The organism is Bilifractor sp. LCP21S3_F8 (assembly GCF_052117805.1).
GTDB lineage: Bacteria > Bacillota > Clostridia > Lachnospirales > Lachnospiraceae > Bilifractor.
This window is the reverse complement of sequence record NZ_JBQKIK010000039.1, coordinates 1-20,067: the sequence shown is the minus strand read 5'-3', so window position 1 is coordinate 20,067 and position 20,067 is coordinate 1. Positions and strand designations below refer to the sequence as shown.

Sequence of the window (20,067 nt, the reverse complement as noted above, 5' to 3'; positions counted from 1 at the left end):
CTTCTTATAAGCTATGTCCTCCGATCTGATAGATTATAGAAAGTAATATTCTACCATAATCGGGACATTTTCATTTGTGGTACATCAGGACTTTATCATTTATGGCTTATACGTTGTCACCCTAAAAGATAAAATAGGTTGACAATGTTCTTCGTTGAATTTATACTCAGAACTGTTTAAAAACAGGAGGAGAAAAATCAATGAAGAAGAATACAGTAAAGGACCTTTGTATGATTGCTGTTTTTGCGGCGATCATCAGTATCGTGGGACAGTTCAGCATTCCGCTTCCGGGCGGCGTTCCGATGACGCTGCAGACGTTGATCATCGCGCTGGCTGGCGCAGTTCTCGGATCGAAGAAGGGATTCTGGTCAACGGTTATCTATATACTGATTGGTGCAATCGGCGTTCCGGTGTTCGCCGGATGGACAGGCGGAATCGGCGCGATTATGGGAATGACGGGTGGATTCCTTGTTTCCTTCCCGCTGATTGCGCTGTTTACCGGTCTTGGAGATGAAATCGGCGTTCGCCTTTCTGCGTCGAAGAGTGCGCGGAGCAGAAAGGTCATTTCCTGCGTGAGCCTTCTGATCGGTGTTCTGGTCGGCTACGTCTTGAACTATGCGGTGGGATCTGTGTGGTTTATGGCAGTCGCACAGGCAAATCTTATGACAGCGCTCACAGCCTGTGTGATACCCTTTATTCCAACGTCGATTCTGAAGGCGGTTCTGGTGCTGATTCTCGGTCCGGTTCTGAAGCATTCTCTGGAGAAGGCACATGTTCTGGAGGTCAGACGCACAGCTGCTGTGTGAATTCATTAACTTGTCAGCAGAATACACAATGTGAATCGTGTGTTATCGTGTTTTGTGTCATTTGCGGAATACAATACGTGAATCACGAGCGAACGTGTTTTGTCTCATTTCCGGAAGGAGAACCATCTTATAGAGACAGACGGCCGGAAGGCGGATATGGAGAATTGTGTTATGGAGACAGACGGCCGGAAGGCGGATATGAGGCTTCGTCCCCATCATCTGCTGTGTACGCAGGGTTATGAGGGAAAAGGCTATGATGAACATTTCGTCAGAAGGATGACGGCTTATGTAACGCGGATGCGCCGGGAAGAGAACTTTCGTATTGAGATCACCCTTCGTCCGGATGATATCTGTGCCGCCTGTCCGAATCTCAGCGATTCTGAGCATTGCGTGAGCGATGACAAGGTGCTTGCTTTTGACCGGAAGGTCATGGAATTGTTCGGTCTGAAGGAGGGAGAGACCTACAATTATCAGAAGCTGATACGGGACATTGATGATCATATGACCAGGGAAAGGCTGCATTCCATATGCGGAACCTGCAGCTGGTATCCAGTCAGCCTGTGCCGGGACAGAATCCTTGGCGTCCGCACACGGACAGATCTGTAAAATGCGTGTTACTCCTTTTATTTTACAGAAAACATGCTTGAGTATAGCTTAATATTCGTGTATCATGAGATAAATGGCTATGTTGCAGACATGCCAGGAGCTGTATTGATCCACGCGCAAGGGTGGCAGATAAAAAGGAGGTATAGATATGTTATTTTTCAGATGTGATGGATGCGGAAACTTTATTACTTTTCTGACGGAGAAGACGGCATGTACGCCGAAGTGCTGCGGCGAAACGATGAAGGAGCTTACACCGAACACGACGGACGCGGCGACAGAGAAGCATGTGCCGGTGGTCAGTGTTGAGAACGGAACGGTTACGGTCAAGGTCGGAAGCGTGGCACATCCAATGATGGATGAACATTATATCCAGTGGATCATCCTGGAGACAAAGAACGGATTCCAGAAGAGAGATCTGAAACCGGGAGATAAGCCGGAGGCGGTCTTTGCGCTCGCGGATGGAGAGGAACCAGTCGCGGCATATGAATACTGCAATCTGCACGGACTCTGGAAAGCGGAGATCTGATCGCAGTGACCGTACGGCACAAAAAAGGAGCGGCGATGCCGCTCTTTTTTTGTGTTGAAATTACATGGCAAATATTGTGCGGGATAGTAAAGTAGTAAGTAGAAATCCGTAGCGTATACAGAATGTTCCACAATTTATCGTATGGGCGTTTACAGGAGCATTCTTCAGAAAGAGATATTCGGAAAGGGAGGTATTTGTTATGTTAACAGCACGTGAAAATTTAATCGAAACAATAGAAGGCGGAAAACCGGATCGGATTGTGAACCAGTATGAGGGAATTGCTCTTCTGTTTCATCCTTTCTTGTTCCGTTCGCCGATGGTGCCAAAGGGAACAGAGGTCAAGGACGCAATTCCGAATGCCTGGGGTGTTTATAACGCATTTCCGAAGAACACGCCCGGCGCATTCCCTGTGCAGGACGCGGAGCATGTTCTGGTAAAGGATATTGATCACTGGCAGGATTATGTAAAAGTCCCGGATACGAATTTCACGGACGAAGAGTGGGGCAAATGTCAGGAGATGTATGACGCTGTCGGGGATAAGGCGATGAAGACCACATTTATTGCGCCAGGAGTATTTGAACAGTGTCATCATATGTGCAAGATCGATGATACGCTGATGGCGATGTATGAGTCCCCGGACGAGCTTCATGACATGATTAAGATGCTGACGGAGTTCGAGCTGCGCATTGCGGAAGGAATCTGTGATCATCTTCATCCGGAGGCAATTTTCCATCACGATGACTGGGGCAGTCAGAAGAGTACCTTTATGAGTCCGTCGATGTTTGAGGAATTTTTCGTAGAGCCGTATAAGCAGATCTACGGATATTATCACGATCACGGTGTAAAGTATGTCTTCCATCACTCTGACAGCTATGCCGCGACACTGGTTCCGGATATGATCGAGATGGGAATTGATGTATGGCAGGGATGCTTCTCGACGAATGATATTCCGAAGCTTCTCCGTGAGACAGACGGAAAGATTACCTTCATGGGAGGAATCGAGAATCATCTGGTAGATTTTGAGGGATGGACGGACGAGAACAATGAGGCGGTGATCCGGAAGACGCTTCAGGAAGACGGAACCAGATACTTCATTCCCTGCATCGCACAGGGAGGTCCCGGCTCCGTATTCCCGGGCGTATATCAGAGTATGTCTGATATCATTGACAAGATCAATGAAGAAAAGTATGGATTTACGAAGGAACAGCTGGAAGCGGCAAGAGAGCCGATTCAGATCATGTTCTGATCGCGGAAGGATTCCATGTTCAATCGGACCGGAGATGACAGGATCTCCATGGAAAGACGGAGATAGTATCTCGTTTGCGGATCATTCAGATCAACGGGATAGATTTCCTGTAATTTCCGGATCCGGTACATGACGGTGTTGCGGTGCGTAAAAAGGACTGCAGAGGTCTTGCTGACCGAGCGCTCGTTGTCGAGATAGGTCAGCAGGGTCTGAAAAGTCTCGTCATGGTTGGTTTCCTGATCATACCAGAGTTTGCGGATCAGCGGGTGGCAGGCGTGCACCCGCTCATTTTTTTCTGCAAAAAACAGAATGTAATCAATGGCATGGGGAGCAAATCCGGTGAGCCAGCCATCAGGCGTTTTCAGATCTGTGTTTTTTATTGCGAAGAGACACTGGTTCAGCATCCATGGAATCTCAGCAGTTCCCTTCGCACCGAGACTGAAGGCGGCCCGGATCTGATTGCTTTTATGCATCGCCGTGAGAAAATCGGTGAGATTCTGGTTCCCTTCGAGGATCTGGTTCGAGAGTACGAGTACGAAGGGGTCTTTTCGAAAAATTACGCAGCTTGGCAGATTGTGCTGCAGGATTCCGTATAGAATTTCGACCGACCGATAGGAATTCTGCCTGGAGTCCGGCTGAATGAGCAGCATCTGAAAATCGTCATTTTCGGTCCACTGCTGATACGTCAGCTGCATCTGAAGCTCTCTCGGGTCATAGGTCCGGTGAAAAATCAGGCTGTATATTGCGTTGAAACACGGACTGGATGCTCCGGAGAGGGTGATGGTGCCGAGTGCCGGTTCAAGGTACTGCGCAATTCGGTCAAGGATCTGGCAGTCGCCGGCGTTTGCAGGGCGCACCATCTCAAGAACGGTCATTCTTCCGCACGGTACACCGTTGAACTCAAGGATATAAGAAAGGCCTCCGTATTCCAGTGACGCAAGGTCGGCAGCGGTGAAATGATGCACGCCGTGGCGGCTCAAATCAATGTTGCTGTTGGAGAGGTCGAAAGCCTTAATTGCGTTCAGAGAAGAGTAGCCGTATCGGCTGATATATTCCCATTCCGGGTCTACGGTTGCGGGATCCGGATGCCTGCTTATCGCAAGAAGCCTGTTATTTGCGTCCTGTATGTTCATTGGATTTTGTATCATAAGCTCACAGGAATCGGTGATTTTCTGGAAATCATTCTTCTGAACAGCCTTCTGAATCCCATCTTCCCAGTCCTGGTAAAAATCAAAAACATCCTGAATGATTTCAAATGCTTCTTTTACGGTCACGTCATACAGATAGATCTTATCCCCTTCTCCGCTGCAGACGACGTAGTTTTTTTCCGGATAGACATGGACACAGTCCGTGGAATATACAAGCCTTGCACTTTTCAGTACCGGAGCAGCGTCCGGTCGAATACTGGTCTTAATATCCATTAAAGGAGAGAGCCGGTTGGCGATCATCCACATACTTAGTTTCATGATATTGTTTCCTTCATTATTTTTTATCCTCAATTATGAGTATAACATTTCTGCTGTTTCACAGCAAAAAATCAAAAACGTAAATTTGATATTTTGGCTTTTGGCTGTTTCATAGCACAAAAGTCAAAACTGTGAATTCGGTATTTTTTATCTTTCTGTTGTTTTACGGCACAAAATTCAAAGCCGTAAATTCGGTATTCTTGTGCTGACATGCTCTGTCCCGGAAAGGTTTATTTCTCTAGAATATTAACCATGAACAAGAATTTCGGTTTTCTGCAGTCCGGAAAGGTGCGCGCGGTTCCGGAAAAATGGAAGAAGACCGAACCTGATTAATTGCGGTGCGGCGAATTTACACGTATAGCAGTGTCGTTTATGCAGGACAGGAGGATTTACAAGGAAAATTTACAAGGAGGATAAAAGATGGAAGAAAAAAAGGTACGTGGCCCACAGCTTGCGGCGATCATGACACTGTATTTTGTCTCAATGGCGATCACGGTTGTGACCCCCGCTATGGCAACTTTTATGGAACACTGGCCGGACAAGGCAGAGTATATTTCCTATATTTCAACGCTCCCGACCTTATTCATCGTGATCGGCACATTTCTTGCCGGGGCGATAATGGGGAGAAAGATCAGGTACAGGACGCTTGCGATCATTGCGTCAGTCATTGCGCTGATCGGAGGCGTGGCGCCGGCGTTTTTTGACAATTTTGAGCTTACGCTGGTCTGCCGCGCGGTCATGGGTTTCGGAGCAGGTCTCATGGCGCCGCTCGGCAATGCGCTGATCGTTGGCTTGTATAAAGGACAGAAACAGGCAAGCATTCTGGGATATGGTACGCTGTTTATGAATGCCGGAGGAATTGTCCTGCAGATGTTGGGAGGATTCCTGGCAGGTACGGGTGAGAGAGGCTGGCAGATGGTATTCTGGGGGCATGCGCTCCTTATTGTTGCCGTGATCATGGCATTTTTCCTTCCGGAGCCGCCGGTGGAAGAGGTCGTTTCGAACAGTGGGAAAAAGGAGTCTGTCGGAAAAAAGGTGTATGTGATCGCAGCACTGATCTTTTTCTACAATCTGTTCGCGTTTCCGATCATGCTGAATATGTCGACGCTGTTTGTGCAGAGAAATGCCGGTGGTCCTGCAGTGGCAGCCACATCCCTCTCCCTGTACACAGTTGCCGGAGTGGCTGCCGGTTTCACCTTCGGTTTTCTGTTTAAGGCAGTAAAGAGGTTTGTAATTACTCTGGGGATGGCTCTGTGCGGAGTTGGTTTTCTGCTGGTCTTCGCCGGACACAGCATGATCGTCATGACCATAGGTCTTATTGTTGTGGGATTCGGATTTTCGACCTTCTTCCCCGCATTCATGACATGGATGGGCATGGTGACACCACCGAGCACGGTAGCAATGGCATCTTCTCTTATCCTTGCATGCATGAATCTGGGAGGATTTGTGGCTTCACCGTATAATTCGCTTCTGATGCGGATCTTTGGTGAGGATCATTTTATTCTTCCGATGATTGTGATCGCAATTGTATTCGATCTTGTGGCGGCAGTCATCTTTGTTTTTGCGAGTCCGTTCAAGAAGGAAAATACATAAGACAGAAAATACATAAGAAAGAAAAGAAGGACAGGAACGACGGGAAGAATAGATATAATCAGCCGGCGCAGGAACAGAGTTTTTGACGAAATTGAATGCGTATATTTTTCAAATTGAGAAGCTTACAGGTTGAGGAAAAGAGGAATAGATATGATTGGAAAATATATGAAAAGGGCATCAGAGAGAGATTATTCCAGGAACTGGGCACAGCCGGGTACATTTCCGTGGCTGATTCAGCAGCCGAAACCGCCGATCAGCGGGAGGCCGGTATCCGTGCGGGACAATTACATCCGTGCGGTCAAGGGAGAACAACCGTACTGGATTCCGTGCTATTTCTTTGAATCGAATACCATATGGCCGGACGCCATAGAGGAACATCCGGTTCCGGAGGTGAGCGGATATGACTGGTGGGGCGTATACTGGGAGATGGTCGACAGTATTAACGGTATGATTACCAAACCGGGAACCAGAACCATATCGGATTTTTCGAAGTGGAAGGAAGAACTGGAATGGCCGGATATCTCCGGGGTCGATTTTGAAGCGGACGGGAAGAAGATTCAGAAGGATCTGGATCCGGATCGTGTGCATATATACCAGTGTACGGAAGGCATTTTTGAGAGACTTCACGAGCTGATTCCGTTTGCGGAGTCATTGATGGCATTTTATGAGGAACCGGAGCTTCTGGCGGACTTCTTTGACAAAATGGCGGACTACAAGATCGAGACAACGCAGAAGGTATTCGATTATTACGGGCGCGTGGACGGCGTTCTGTATCACGATGACTGGGGCACCGAGCGCGCAGGCTTTTTCTCGAACAAGATGTTCGATGAGCAGCTTCTGCCTTATGAGAAAAAATTCCTGCATGATTTCGTAAAAAAGAATGGTCGGTTTGTAGAGCTGCACTCTTGTGGCAAGAACGGCCAGTATCTCCCGGAAATGATCGAAATGGGAGTGGATTACTGGAATCCGCAGCATCGTGCCAATGATTACGATGAATTGTTTGATCAGTGGAATACGAAAATGAGCTTCGCCTTTGATATTGATATACCACACGGGGCGGATGAGAAAGAAATCCGGAGAATTGTGCGTGATTTCGTGGATCATTACGGAGAAAACGGCAGAATCCTGGCGAGCGTAATGACGGATATGACAGATCCGAAACAGACGGACATCGCGAGGGACGAGCTCTACCACTATTCCCTGGAATACTACAACAGGCTTTATCACAGAGAGGGCTGAAGATATCCCTGCTGCAGCTGGCATATATATGATGACTGCAGCAGGGATACTCATGACGACTGGCTCCGGAAATTTCTGTCGGTATTATTTCGTATGATGTTTTGAAACTTTTTTGTCGATACTCAGAATCTCCTGTTCCGGGTTGTATACCACCTTGATGTATGCGGAGACAGACGGTGCGCCGGCGCGGATTGCGACATGCTGGCATTCCTTTCGTCCATCAGCTGGTCGTAGCTGTCTCCTTCGATGGCGGTCTCGAAAGGCCCCACATAATAGCTGAGGCCGGTGCTCTTGATGTAGGCGATAACCTCATCTACAATCCGGATCAGCTCTTCATCGTTGTCCACATCTGGTAATGTCTGAATGGCTACACTTGCCTTCATTTCTTTTTTCCTCCTTTTCCCTTTTCAACATCTTCGTATTCAACAGCCAACAAGGAAATCGCGCGCCGCAGGTGGATTTCTGCGTCTGTCGGCATAAAAAATGCAGCAGCACCGGAATGAATCAGGCACTGCTGTATCAAGGATGAAGAGCGGGTTTTCTACGGAAAAATCCTATGATTCTCTTTACGCTTCCTACGCTGGCATGATCCAGATCAGGTATAAGGGTCACAGACAACATCTGTATCTCAGTCCTTTCCGGCGGACTCCCCTGCTGTATTTCTATATTTTAGTCACTTTATTTTTCAGTGTCAATCCTGTGGCGGGTTAAAACAGCAAAGCAAAGGCAGCAAAGGATACCAAAGTTAATTGTTGATTTTGCCCGCCTGCCGCAGATTTAAAATGGAATCCTGCATCTTCGGTGGTATAATGTGCAGGTATGAGTTTGAAAGCGGGTTTGGGATATGACGAAGGATATGACGAAAGGGCCGATTCTAAAGACCCTGATACTGTTTACAATTCCCCTGGTTCTGGGAACGCTTCTTCAGCTTACTTATAATGCGGCAGACAGCATGATTGTGGGACGGTTTGTCGGAAAAACAGCGCTCGCGGCAGTGGGTACGACAAATCCTCTGGTTACCCTGGTTCTGCTTTTCACAAACGGGATCTGTCTCGGGGCGGGAATACTGGTAAGCACGCTGTATGGAGCGGGAAAGAAGGAGGAGCTGCAGAGACAGGTAAGTACGGGAATGATCTCAGGGTGCGTTTTCTCCGTGGCAGTCGCGGCTGTGATGTTTGTGGCAGCGAAGCCGCTTCTGATGGCGCTGCAGGTGGAGGCGGTCATTCTTCCGGAGGGAGTCTTCTATCTGAGGATCATACTGTTCGGCATGTTCTTCAGTTTTATCTATAATTATCTGGCCAGTATGCTGCGGGCGATGGGTGACAGCGTCTCTCCGCTGATTTTTCTCGGCGGAAGTGCGGTACTGAATATTCTCGGGGATCTTTTTTTTATCGCGTTACTTCACATGGGAGTGGAAGGCGCCGCGATCAGTACGGTGATCTGTGAGGCCCTCAGTGCGGTTCTTTGTTATTTCTATATTCAGAGGAAGGTTCCGGAGCTTCGTCTTGGAAAAAAATGGCTGATCTTTGACTGGTCGATGCTGAAGAAAACCCTTGCGTTCGGTTTTGTGAGTGCGCTCCAGCAGAGCACGGTTCAGATGGGAAAGATTGGAACCCAGACCATCGTAAATACGCTCGGGGTAAACGCGACGGCGGCTTTCAACGCAACGAACCGGGTGGATGATTTTGCAACGATTCCCCAGCAGAATATCGCGCACGCCATGACTTCGGTGATGGCGCAGAACGTCGGAGCGGGGAATGCGTCGCGGGTGAAGCGGACATATCGTGCCGGAATGTATTGCGAGCTCGTTTATGGCGTGGTGATCGGTGCTGTGGTGTTTTTGGCGGCAGGGCCGCTGACCAGGCTGTTTACTTCGGATCCTGAGGTCATCGCGGAAGGGCAGCGCTATATGCGGCTCATTGCGGTCATGTATCCGGTTCCCGCGTTCACAAACGGACTTCAGGGATATTTCCGGGGAACGGGGGACTTGAAGGTCACGTTATATTCCAGTCTGATCAACATGGGAGTCCGGGTCGCATCGGAAATACCGATGGTGTTCGTGTGGCACTGGGGTTTCATCTCGATTCCATGGTCGTATCTTTTCGGATGGATCGCGATGAGCATATTTGAGCTTCCATTCCTGATCCGGCGTCTTCGCCGGATGGGAAAGAGGCCGACAAACGAGAAAGCGGAGACAGAGTAAGGAGCCACAGCGTCAGAAAAAACCGCGGCGCGGGAAAACCGCAGCGCAGGTAACAGCCGCGGTCGTGGGGAAGGAAATCGTGCGACAGAAAAACCGCTGCGCGGATCAAATGTTACGACTCAGGGAAAATGCGCGGTGCGGACCAGATGTTGTGACGCAGGAGAAAGGCCGCTGTGTGGGAGGAAGCCGCAGCTCGGGATGAGGTCATGATACAGGACGAAGCCGAGAGAGGCACCGGGCGTATCGGTGACCGGTGGAGAGTGAATATGGGTACAATTTTTTACATTATGGGAAAGAGCGCAAGCGGGAAGGATCACATATACACCGCGCTGCTTGCCCGGTCGGAGCTGAATCTGAAGCCGATCGTGCTGTATACCACAAGGCCGATGCGGCAGGGAGAAGAGAACGGCAGAGAATATTATTTTTCAGACGAGAGGCATCTGGCGGAACTGAGAAAAGCCGGGCGGATCATTGAGGAACGCTGTTATCAGACGGTCAGCGGACCGTGGTATTATTTTACGGCGGATGAGGGACAGATTGATCTGAAGAAGAGCGATTATCTCGGAATCGGTACGCTGGAATCCTATGAGCAGATGGTCCGGTACTACGGAAGGAATGTCATGGTTCCAATCTATATTGAAGTAGACGATGGAATCCGTCTGGAGCGGGCACTGCGGAGAGAACGGAAGCAGAAGCAGCCTCAGTACGAAGAAATGTGCAGGCGATTTCTGGCGGATCAAAAGGACTTTTCCGGGGAAAAAACAGCGCGGGCCGGCATCACCAGGCGGTTTAAAAACAACGGAACGATCCAGGAATGCATCGATGAAATCGCAGGCTTTATCCTTTCGATAAAACAGCGCCGGCCATGATGCCCTGACAGAAGAAGAATGCCGACAATCATGCGCAGGAAGAAAAAACGCTGCCAGTCATCATGTTCAGATAAGGATCCTGTAAACGATCGGCCTTGTCAGTCATGCGCACAGTAAGGATGGACAGCAGCAGAAGAAGAACAGGCGGAGGGTACCCAGGCGACAGGAATTATGGTATCATAGATTGAATAGCTCTTCGAAAATGCAGACAAGATCGTCACGCGCGAAGCAGAAGTTCGCAGAATATCAAGCTCAAGGAGGGATTAATCATGCGTGAACCTGACGAAATGAAGGGATTTGCGGGGATTGTTGGACATAAAGATGTAGTGTCACATATTCAGAATGCAGTCCGGACGGGAAAAATCTCTCATGCGTATATTATCGGCGGGGAGAAGGGATCTGGAAAGCGGCTCATAGCGACACTGTTCGCCATGACGCTTCAGTGCGAGGAGCATGGAACGGAACCCTGCGGAAAATGTGCCTCCTGCCGTAAGGCTCTTGGCGGAAATCATCCGGATATTATCTATGTGACGCATGAAAAGCCGAACTCTGTAGGAATCGACGAGATCCGGGAGCAGCTGGTGGAGGATGTGCAGATCCGTCCCTATGAGAGCAGGTATAAGATATATATCGTGGAGGAAGCGGGAAAGATGACGCCGCAGGCGCAGAACGCGCTTCTGAAGACGATCGAGGAACCGCCGGAATATGCCGTCATCATGCTTCTGGCGGACAATCCGGAGATTCTGCTTCCGACGATACGCTCCAGATGCGTGACATTAAATCTGAAGCCGGTTACCGAGGAAGAGATGAAGGATTATCTGATGCAGCAGCTCCATGTGCCCGACTATCAGGCGGATATCATGGCATCCTTTGCCCAGGGAAATATCGGCAAGGCAAAACGGATCGCAGAGTCCTCTGAATTCATGGAGATGGTGGAGAATGCCGTATATCTTCTGAAGAACTCCCAGAAGATGGAGGTCAGTGAGATGATTGACGCCGTGCGGGAGATGGCCGGAGATAAGCAGAAAATCTACGATTATTTCGACATCTTCACGATCTGGTTCCATGATGTCCTGATGTTCAAGGCGACACGGGAAGTGGACGGTCTTGTGCTGAAGGGTGAGATCAACGCGATCCGGGAACGTGCAAGCACCAGCTCATATGAGGGACTGCAGAAGATTCTGGAAGCGATACAGACGGCAGCGGGAAGATTCCGGGCGAATGTAAATCCTGATCTGACACTTGAGCTTCTGTTTCTCACAATACGGGAGTGCTGACCGGCGGAGATGATGTGAAATACAGATCCCGGGAACGGGATTGATAGGAGTAAGCAATATGGTAAAAATTATTGGAATCCGGTTTCGAAATGGGGGAAAGGTCTACTATTTCGATCCGAAGGACATGGAATTCAAGAAGGGTGGTTACGCCATCGTTGAGACCGCCAGGGGCGTGGAGTGCGGAAGAGTTGTGCTTGCGCCGCGGGAGGTTGAGGACAGTCAGGTGGTGCAGCCGCTTCGGCCGGTGATTCGCGTGGCCGGAGAGGCGGACATTGAGCATGAGAAGGAGAATCAGCGCAAGGAAAAGGAAGCCTACCGGATCTGCAGACAGAAGATCAGGGATCACAACCTGGATATGAAGCTGGTGCAGGCGGAATACACCTTCGACAACAAGAAGATGCTGTTTTATTTTACGGCGGACGGAAGAGTGGATTTCCGGGAGCTGGTAAAGGATCTCGCCTCAGTGTTCCGGACAAGGATCGAGCTTCGCCAGATCGGTGTCCGCGATGAGACAAAGATGCTCGGCGGAATTGGAACCTGTGGAAGACCGCTTTGCTGCAGTACGTATCTGTCTGATTTTGCGCCCGTATCGATCAGGATGGCAAAAGAGCAGAATCTTTCTCTGAACCCGGCGAAGATCTCCGGAGTCTGCGGGCGGCTGATGTGCTGTCTTAAGAATGAGGAGGAAACCTATGAATACCTGAACCGGAAGCTGCCGGGCGTCGGCGATGTGGTTCAGACGCCGGATGGACGGGAAGGAGAGGTACAGTCTCTGAATGTTCTCCGTCAGAAGGTTCGGGTACTGATCGAGGAAGGCGATGACAAAGAGGTCGCAGATTATGCGGCAGAGGAGATAACGCTGATTCAGAAGCGGAAAAAAGGAGGAAAACCGGAGAAGGAGCATGCTGGCGCAGAACGTTCCGGCCAGCCTGGAAAATCCGGAGCAAACACTCGCGCTGAGCGCGGAGGTAAGGAGCGGCCGGGCAGGGCTGCTTCTTCCGGAGAGGGCAGCGCGCAGGGAGAATCAGAGAAGTCCGCACCGGGAGATAACGGCTTCTCCGGCAGAAAGGAAGCAAGAGACCGGAGAGAGAGCCGACGGGAGCAGTCCGGAAGAGATGGCGGCAGGAGAGAATCCAGAGAATCATCCGGGGGAAGAGAGCAGGAACGGCGCCAGAGGACGGCTGCGGGTGAGAGGCTGAACTCCGAAAGGGGAGGCAGACCGGCTCCGGAGGCTGATGGCGCTGAGGAACGTCAGGATGAGAATCCGGAGAGAAGAAGCCGGCGAAACCGTCGTGGAAGACGGGGAAACCGTGACAGAAGAAATGGGATGGATCCGGAAGGAACGGTGAGTCGCGAGAGTGAAGGCTTTCGCGCGCGGGGAGAAAAGCGCTCTCCGGAGGACGGAAGAGATTCCGAATCACAGAATCCGGAGCGGACCAGAAGACGGGACCGCAGACGCCCGGATCGAAGCAGAAGAGAGATGCCGGAAGAGAACAAGGAGTCGTAAATGTCCCCAGAACTGAAACAAGGAGAGCATCTGGATGATCTCCAGAATGGATTTTTTATCATCCAGGGGCAGAAGAGCTTCCGCTACGGAATCGATGCGGTGCTTCTGTCCGGTTATGCGAAGGTAAAACCGGGAGAGCGGGTGCTGGATCTCGGAACGGGGACGGGAATTCTGCCGATCCTTCTGGCTGCCAAGACACCCGGGCGAAGCTTTACGGGGCTGGAGATTCAGAAGGAAAGCGCGGATATGGCCGGCAGAAGTGTGGCCCTTAATCATCTGAACGACAGAATATCCATTGTACAGGGAGACATCCGGGAAGCCGTATCCATATTCGGTGCGGCTTCCTTTGACGTAGTGGTCAGCAATCCGCCCTATATGATCGGCCGGCACGGCCTGACGAATCCCGATCCGGCAGTGGCCATCGCGAGACATGAGATTTTGTGCAGCTTTCGGGACATTGCGGAGCAGACGTCCCGGGTTCTCACGGACAGAGGACGCTTCTACCTGATTCACCGGCCCTTCCGCCTGGCGGAGATTATGTGTACCCTGAAGGAGTACCGGCTGGAGCCGAAGCGGATGCGTCTGGTGTATCCTTTTGCGGACAAGGAACCGAACATGGTTCTTCTGGAAGCGTGCAAGAACGGAAATCCGAGGATCCGGGTGGAAAAACCTCTGATCGTATACGAGAGGCCCGGCGTATATACCCGGGAGATTCGCGAGATTTACGGTGACGGAAGATAATCCCGCGCCGGCTCATGGAAAACAATTGAGATACGGCGAAAGTGCCGGAAAGGAGGCTGTAATGCCGGGCAGACTTACACTTTGCGCAACACCGATTGGAAATCTGGAGGATATTACCTTCCGGGTTGTCCGGGCGCTGAGGGAAGCGGATCTGATCGCCGCGGAGGATACGAGAAACAGCATCAAGCTGCTGAATCATTTTGATATCCACACCCCGATGACTGCCTATCACGAGAACAACCGCTACGACAAGGGCAGACAGCTTGTGGAGAAGATGCTTTCCGGAACGAATATTGCCCTGATCACGGACGCGGGCACACCGGGCATCTCCGATCCGGGAGAGGTTCTCGTCGAGTTGGCCGTGGAGGCGGGGATAGAGGTCACTTCGCTTCCGGGGCCGGCCGCCTGTATTACGGCGCTGACGATGTCGGGACTGTCCACGAGGCGGTTCGCCTTCGAGGCATTTCTTCCCATGGAGAAAAAGGAGAGGGCAGCGGTACTGGAGGACCTGAAGGCAGAGACGAGAACGATCATTCTCTACGAGGCGCCCCACCGCCTGGTGAGGACGCTCGGGGAGCTTCGGGATGTGCTCGGCGGAGAACGGAGGATCAGTCTTTGCAGGGAACTGACAAAAAAGCACGAAAATGTACAGCGGACGACAATTGGCGCCGCGCTGGAACATTTTGAGACGGAAGCGCCAAGAGGTGAGTTCGTTCTGGTCATTGCGGGAAAGAGTTTCCGGGAGCGGAAAGAGGAAGAGCAGGAGTTCTGGAAGAAAATGACCGTGGAAGAGCACATGGCATATTATCTGGACCGCGGGACAGACCGGAAAGAGGCCATGAAGCAGGTAGCCCGTGACCGGGGCTGCGGCAAACGGGAGATCTACGCATATCTCAACAAAAACACATAAGGATTCGGCACGGCCCGGTTCATGGTGACCGGGTGCAGTTATTCACAGATGTATCAGTGTCCGGCCGGTCCGACAGACCCGGGACCGCGTAAATGCGCGCAACTGTTCACGCAGGGGTTATCTGCACTTTACGAATGCCGGATCTGTTGTTATAATATTCTAATCAAAATAGGGTGTATGTACCCCTCGAAAGGAGATGTTTTTATGAATATCACGATCAGTGGAAAGAATATAGAGATTACCGACGGTCTCAGAGCTGCAGTAAATGAAAAACTGAGCAAGCTGGAGAGATATTTCACACCGGATACAAACGTAATCGTTACACTGAGTGTGGAAAAAGAAAGACAGAAAATCGAGGTTACCATTCCTGTCAAAGGCAAAATCATCCGTTCCGAGCAGGTCAGCAACGATATGTATGTATCCATTGATCTTGTAGAAGAGGTGATCGAGCGTCAGCTTCGCAAGTATAAGACGAAAATTATAGACAAGAAACAGGCTGCTTCTAATTTCCAGAAGACATACATCGACAATGATTATATGGAGAATGAGGAGATCCGTATTGTCCGGACGAAGAAGTTTGATATCAAGCCGATGTATCCGGAAGACGCATGCGTACAGATGGAACTTCTCGGACACAATTTCTTCGTGTTCATGAATGCGGACACGGATCAGGTTAATGTCGTATATAAGAGAAAAGGAAACACTTATGGTCTGATTGAACCGGAAAACTGATCTGAGATTTTCGGATCGCACCGTTTCCGGCAGACCTGCCAGAGGGAAAAGACGCCGAAAGGCGTTTTTTCCTCGTAAACCACACAGGAGCTTAGAATTTAGGAATGAAATTATCAGAAAGAATCTTTGGCACACACAGCCAGAGAGAGTTAAAACGAATTGAGCCGATCGTAGACAAGGTAGAATCCTATCGTCCCGCCATGCAGGCGCTCAGCGACGATGAGCTTCGCGCCAAGACGAAGGAGTACAAGGACCGCCTGGCGGGCGGCGAGACACTGGATGACCTTCTGCCGGAAGCATTTGCAACCGTAAGGGAGGCGGCAAAACGTGTACTGGGTATGGAACCCTACAGAGTTCAGATTATCGGCGGAATCATTCTTCATCAGGGGCGTATCGCGGAGATGAAGACCGGTGAAGGAAAAACCCTCGTATCCACGATGCCGGCTTATCTGAACGCCCTCACGGGAAGAGGAGTGCACATCATCACCGTCAATGATTATCTGGCGAGCCGTGACGCGGGCTGGATGGGAAAGGTTCATGAGTTCCTGGGTCTGACCGTAGGATGCGTTCTGAACAGCATGAAGAATGATGAGCGCCGTGCCCAGTACAACTGTGACATCACCTATGTCACAAACAATGAGGACGGTTTTGATTATCTTCGTGACAACATGGTGATATACAAGGATCAGATGGTGCAGAGAGATCTTGCTTATGCGATCATCGATGAGGTTGACTCGGTTCTGATCGATGAAGCCCGCACCCCTCTGATCATTTCCGGACAGAGCGGAAAATCTACGAAGCTCTACGAGACGTGTGATATTCTGGCGACACAGCTTCAGCGCGGTGAGGCTTCCGGCGAGGTTACCAAGATGACTGCCATCATGGGCGAGGAAATCGAGGAGACCGGAGACTTTATCGTAAATGAGAAGGACAAGATTGTGACGCTGACCGAGCAGGGCGTCAAAAAGGTGGAGCAGTTCTTCCACATTGATAACCTCTCAGATCCGGAGAATCTTGAGATCCAGCACAACATCATCCTGGCGCTTCGTGCGCACAATCTGATGTTCAAGGACCGCGATTACATTGTCAAGGATGATCAGGTATACATCGTAGATGAGTTTACCGGACGAGTGCTTCCGGGCCGCCGTTATTCCGACGGACTGCATCAGGCGATTGAGGCGAAGGAGCACGTAAAGGTAAAGCGCGAGAGCAAGACGCTTGCCACCATCACCTTCCAGAACTTCTTCAATAAATATGAGAAGAAGGCAGGTATGACAGGTACCGCTCTGACAGAGGAGCAGGAGTTCCGCGATATTTACGGAATGGATGTCATCGAGATTCCGACGAATAAACCGATCGCCAGAATCGATCATGATGATGCCGTCTATATCACAAAGAAGGAGAAATATCGGGCGGTAATCGAGGACGTCAAGGAGTCTCACGCGAAGAAACAGCCGGTACTTGTGGGTACCGTCAACATTGATACCTCAGAGCTTCTCAGCCGCATGCTGAAGAGAGAGGGAATTCCGCATCAGGTACTGAACGCGAAATATCATGAGCTTGAGGCCGAGATCATATCCCACGCGGGCGAGGCGGGAGCGGTAACCATTGCCACGAATATGGCGGGCCGTGGTACCGATATCAAGCTTGATGAGGAAGCGAGAGCGGCCGGAGGACTGAAGGTCATCGGTACGGAGCGGCATGAGTCGAGACGTATCGACAATCAGCTGCGAGGACGTTCCGGACGACAGGGAGATCCGGGAGAGAGCCGTTTCTATCTGTCACTGGAAGACGATCTTCTCCGCCTGTTCGGCTCCGAGAAGCTGATGTCCGTCTTCAAATCTCTGGGCGTATCCGAGGGTGAGGAGATTCACCACAAGATGCTTTCCTCGACAATCGAGAAGGCGCAGGAGAAGATCGAGGGCAACAACTACGGAATCCGTAAGAATCTTCTGGATTATGACCTTGTCAACAACGAGCAGAGAGAGATCATCTACAAGGAGCGCCGCCAGGTTCTGAACGGCGAGAGCATGCGTGATTCTATCATGAAGATGATCTACGACACGATCGACAACACCGTGGAGCGGGCGATCGGCGAGAGTGGAGATGAACCGGACAACTGGGATCTGGATGAACTGAACCGTCTGCTGCTTCCGATTATTCCTCTTCAGAAGATAACGAAAGAAGATGTCGCTGCTCTGAAGAAGGGCAAGGAGGAGCTGAAGCAGAACCTCAAGGACAAGGCAGTCCGGCTTTATGAGGAAAAAGAGGCCCAGTTCCAGTCTGAGGAACAGATCCGTGAGCTGGAGCGTGTCATCCTTCTGCGTGTGATCGATGAGAAATGGATGAATCACATCGATGATATGGAGCAGCTGCGCCAGGGTATCGGACTTCAGGCATACGGCCAGAAGGATCCGAAGGTGGAGTACAAGATGCTGGCCTATGACATGTTCAATGAAATGACCGCGTCAATTCAGGAGGACACCATCCGCCTGCTGTACCATGTCCGGATCGAGGAGAAGGTGGAGCGTGAGCAGGTAGCTCAGGTCACCGGAACAAACAGAGATGACACATCCGAACGGAAGCCGATACAGAAAAAGGCAAAAAAGATTTATCCGAACGACCCCTGCCCGTGCGGAAGCGGTCTGAAGTATAAGCAGTGTCACGGACGGAAGGGAGCACCGCCGCTGGATATCTGAGTGAAGAACTGATCCGAAGAGCAGATGATCAGAAGAGCTGCCGTGTCGGGGGTGTCCTGCCGGCGCGACAGCATCGTCATGCCGTCGGACAGATGACGGCATGCGGCGGGAATATTTTTTTACGCGAACAGTGAGCCGCAGCCGAATGCGAAGTATTCGTGTGCGGCGAGCGTCGCGATAGCGAGATAAAACTCGCGCAGCGTGTTTTTTCTCGTTAAAGAGGGCCCCGATTACCGGTTTTCGGAACCGGCCCTTCAGGATGCGCAAACCGGAATAAAATGTTCACAGAACAAAAGGTGGTGAAGCTGGTGGTAGTAGAACTTGAAAACATGAAACAGGAACTCAGGACATTCGATCAGCCATTGGTGGAAGTGAGGGATTCACTTTGACCTCGCTAGCAAAGAGCAGCGGATCGAAGAATTAGAGAGAAAAATGGAGGAGCCGAATTTCTGGGACAACCCGGAGGAGGCTCAGAAGCAGACAAGAGAGCTGGGAAATCTCAAGGACGATCGGGACACCTACAAGAAGCTGGTATCCTCTAAGGAAGACATCGAGACATTGATCGAGATGGGCGAAGAAGAGGATGACGAGTCGGTCGTTCCGGAAGTGCGGGAGATGCTGGATGAGTTCAAGGAGAAGCTTGAGAATATCCGGATCAAGACACTGCTCTCCGAGGAATATGATTCCTGCAACGCGATCGTGAGACTGAACGCGGGAGCGGGCGGAACCGAGGCTATGGACTGGTGCGGCATGCTTTACCGTATGTATACAAGGTGGGCGGAGAGGCATCATTTCAGCATTGAGGAACTGGATTATCAGGAAGGCGATGAGGCCGGCATCAAGTCGGTAATGTTCCAGGTCAACGGCGAGAATGCGTATGGCTATCTCAAGTCGGAGGCAGGAGTTCACCGTCTGGTCCGGATTTCTCCGTTTAATGCGCAGGCAAAGCGGCAGACCTCCTTCGTATCGTGCGATGTCATGCCGGATCTGGACAAGGATATTGATATCGAAGTGCGTGACGAGGACATCCGTGTGGATACCTATCGTTCCAGCGGTGCCGGCGGTCAGCACGTCAACAAGACCTCATCGGCAATCCGGATCACCCATCTGCCGACCGGTATCGTGGTCACCTGTCAGAACGAGCGGTCTCAGCATATGAACAAGGACAAGGCTATGCAGGTCCTGAAATCAAAGCTGTATATGCTTGAGCTGGAGAAGCAGGCGGAGAAAGAGGCCGGAATCCGCGGCGAGGTGACGGATATTGCATGGGGACATCAGATCCGTTCCTATGTCCTTCAGCCGTATACGATGGTGAAGGATCTGCGGACAGGAGAAGAGCGTGCACAGGCAAGTGCTGTCCTGGACGGCGATATTGACCCGTTTATCAATGCGTACCTGAAGTGGAGCGCGCTGAAGAAGAAGGAGCACACGAAGTAACGAAAAGTAAGTGCCTTCGAAATCGCATCCAGTCTCTTACACACGCTTCGCGACAGGCGACCTGTCTGCGTTTTCGAAGAGCTGTTTTTTTAATAACCTTGTATAAGCTACGGATTGCTCCGTGCTTCGCACTCCCGCAATCCTACAGGTGACCGACTTCGTCGGTCTGTCGCGGCGTTCGCCCCACCGCTTCACACTTTGTGTGAGCGG

The 20,067-nt window shown here is 50.8% G+C and carries 15 protein-coding genes, 2 pseudogenes and 1 riboswitch; of the genes and pseudogenes, 15 read left to right on the top strand and 2 right to left on the bottom strand.

Annotated elements, in window-relative coordinates:
• Positions 1–200: 200 nt before the first annotated feature.
• The 4 genes from ACTQ3A_RS13125 (at position 201) to ACTQ3A_RS13110 (ending at position 3,184) form a co-directional block, all read left to right on the top strand.
• Positions 201–806, top strand: a complete 606-nt coding sequence (locus ACTQ3A_RS13125) for a biotin transporter BioY (RefSeq protein ID WP_441101314.1) — start codon at positions 201–203, stop codon at positions 804–806.
• Between the two features lie 156 nt (positions 807–962).
• Positions 963–1,412 carry a DUF1284 domain-containing protein gene (locus ACTQ3A_RS13120; RefSeq protein WP_441101313.1) on the top strand — a complete coding sequence of 150 codons (450 nt, stop codon included), beginning with the start codon at positions 963–965 and terminating at the stop codon, positions 1,410–1,412.
• A gap of 148 nt (positions 1,413–1,560) precedes the next feature.
• Entirely contained in the window at positions 1,561–1,938 is a 378-nt protein-coding gene (locus ACTQ3A_RS13115; RefSeq protein ID WP_441101312.1) for a desulfoferrodoxin family protein, read from the top strand.
• 199 nt (positions 1,939–2,137) lie between these two features.
• The gene (locus ACTQ3A_RS13110; protein WP_441101311.1) at positions 2,138–3,184 is read left to right on the top strand and encodes a uroporphyrinogen decarboxylase family protein; all 1,047 of its coding nucleotides are present in this window, start codon (positions 2,138–2,140) and stop codon (positions 3,182–3,184) included.
• Here ACTQ3A_RS13110 and ACTQ3A_RS13105 read toward each other — a convergent pair.
• Positions 3,169–4,650, bottom strand: a complete 1,482-nt coding sequence (locus ACTQ3A_RS13105) for a PucR family transcriptional regulator (RefSeq protein ID WP_441101310.1) — start codon at positions 4,648–4,650, stop codon at positions 3,169–3,171. The genes ACTQ3A_RS13110 and ACTQ3A_RS13105 overlap by 16 nt on opposite strands.
• Positions 4,651–5,070: 420 nt before the next feature.
• Between ACTQ3A_RS13105 and ACTQ3A_RS13100 the strand changes: the two genes are divergently transcribed.
• Together ACTQ3A_RS13100 and ACTQ3A_RS13095 are read left to right on the top strand one after the other, a co-directional pair.
• Positions 5,071–6,243 carry an MFS transporter gene (locus ACTQ3A_RS13100; protein ID WP_441101309.1) on the top strand — a complete coding sequence of 391 codons (1,173 nt, stop codon included), beginning with the start codon at positions 5,071–5,073 and terminating at the stop codon, positions 6,241–6,243.
• Positions 6,244–6,393: 150 nt separating this feature from the next.
• Complete coding sequence (locus ACTQ3A_RS13095; protein ID WP_441101308.1) at positions 6,394–7,482, top strand: uroporphyrinogen decarboxylase family protein; 1,089 nt, start codon at positions 6,394–6,396, stop codon at positions 7,480–7,482.
• A gap of 84 nt (positions 7,483–7,566) precedes the next feature.
• On the opposite strand, the pseudogene ACTQ3A_RS13090 reads toward ACTQ3A_RS13095, so the two are convergent.
• Positions 7,567–7,865: pseudogene (locus ACTQ3A_RS13090) on the bottom strand (thiamine-binding protein).
• 172 nt (positions 7,866–8,037) lie between these two features.
• Positions 8,038–8,145: riboswitch (TPP riboswitch) on the bottom strand.
• A gap of 181 nt (positions 8,146–8,326) precedes the next feature.
• On the opposite strand from ACTQ3A_RS13090, the gene ACTQ3A_RS13085 reads away from it, so the two are divergent.
• The 9 genes and pseudogenes from ACTQ3A_RS13085 (at position 8,327) to prfB (ending at position 19,857) form a co-directional block, all read left to right on the top strand.
• Positions 8,327–9,685 (top strand): MATE family efflux transporter, encoded by a 1,359-nt coding sequence (locus ACTQ3A_RS13085; protein WP_441101306.1) that lies wholly within the window; start codon positions 8,327–8,329, stop codon positions 9,683–9,685.
• 266 nt (positions 9,686–9,951) lie between these two features.
• On the top strand, positions 9,952–10,554 hold the full coding sequence (locus tag ACTQ3A_RS13080; RefSeq protein WP_441101325.1) for a guanylate kinase: 603 nt from the start codon (positions 9,952–9,954) through the stop codon (positions 10,552–10,554).
• Between the two features lie 287 nt (positions 10,555–10,841).
• Positions 10,842–11,831 (top strand): DNA polymerase III subunit delta', encoded by a 990-nt coding sequence (gene holB / locus ACTQ3A_RS13075; RefSeq protein ID WP_441101324.1) that lies wholly within the window; start codon positions 10,842–10,844, stop codon positions 11,829–11,831.
• Between the two features lie 58 nt (positions 11,832–11,889).
• Positions 11,890–12,732: pseudogene (locus ACTQ3A_RS13070) on the top strand (PSP1 domain-containing protein); the annotation flags it as partial.
• 606 nt (positions 12,733–13,338) lie between these two features.
• A complete protein-coding gene (locus ACTQ3A_RS13065; RefSeq protein ID WP_441495108.1) occupies positions 13,339–14,079 on the top strand; it encodes a tRNA1(Val) (adenine(37)-N6)-methyltransferase in 741 nt (246 codons plus the stop codon).
• A gap of 61 nt (positions 14,080–14,140) precedes the next feature.
• Positions 14,141–14,989: a 16S rRNA (cytidine(1402)-2'-O)-methyltransferase gene (gene rsmI / locus ACTQ3A_RS13060; RefSeq protein WP_441101304.1), complete on the top strand. Its 849-nt coding sequence runs from the start codon at positions 14,141–14,143 to the stop codon at positions 14,987–14,989.
• A gap of 204 nt (positions 14,990–15,193) precedes the next feature.
• The gene (gene hpf, locus ACTQ3A_RS13055; RefSeq protein ID WP_441101303.1) at positions 15,194–15,721 is read left to right on the top strand and encodes a ribosome hibernation-promoting factor, HPF/YfiA family; all 528 of its coding nucleotides are present in this window, start codon (positions 15,194–15,196) and stop codon (positions 15,719–15,721) included.
• 104 nt (positions 15,722–15,825) lie between these two features.
• Positions 15,826–18,420 (top strand): preprotein translocase subunit SecA, encoded by a 2,595-nt coding sequence (gene secA / locus ACTQ3A_RS13050; protein ID WP_441101302.1) that lies wholly within the window; start codon positions 15,826–15,828, stop codon positions 18,418–18,420.
• Positions 18,421–18,698: 278 nt separating this feature from the next.
• A protein-coding gene (gene prfB / locus ACTQ3A_RS13045; RefSeq protein WP_441101301.1) for a peptide chain release factor 2 occupies positions 18,699–19,857 on the top strand; the annotation gives its coding sequence in 2 pieces (ribosomal slippage) (positions 18,699–18,806 and positions 18,808–19,857; 1,158 coding nt in all).
• Positions 19,858–20,067: the final 210 nt, after the last annotated feature.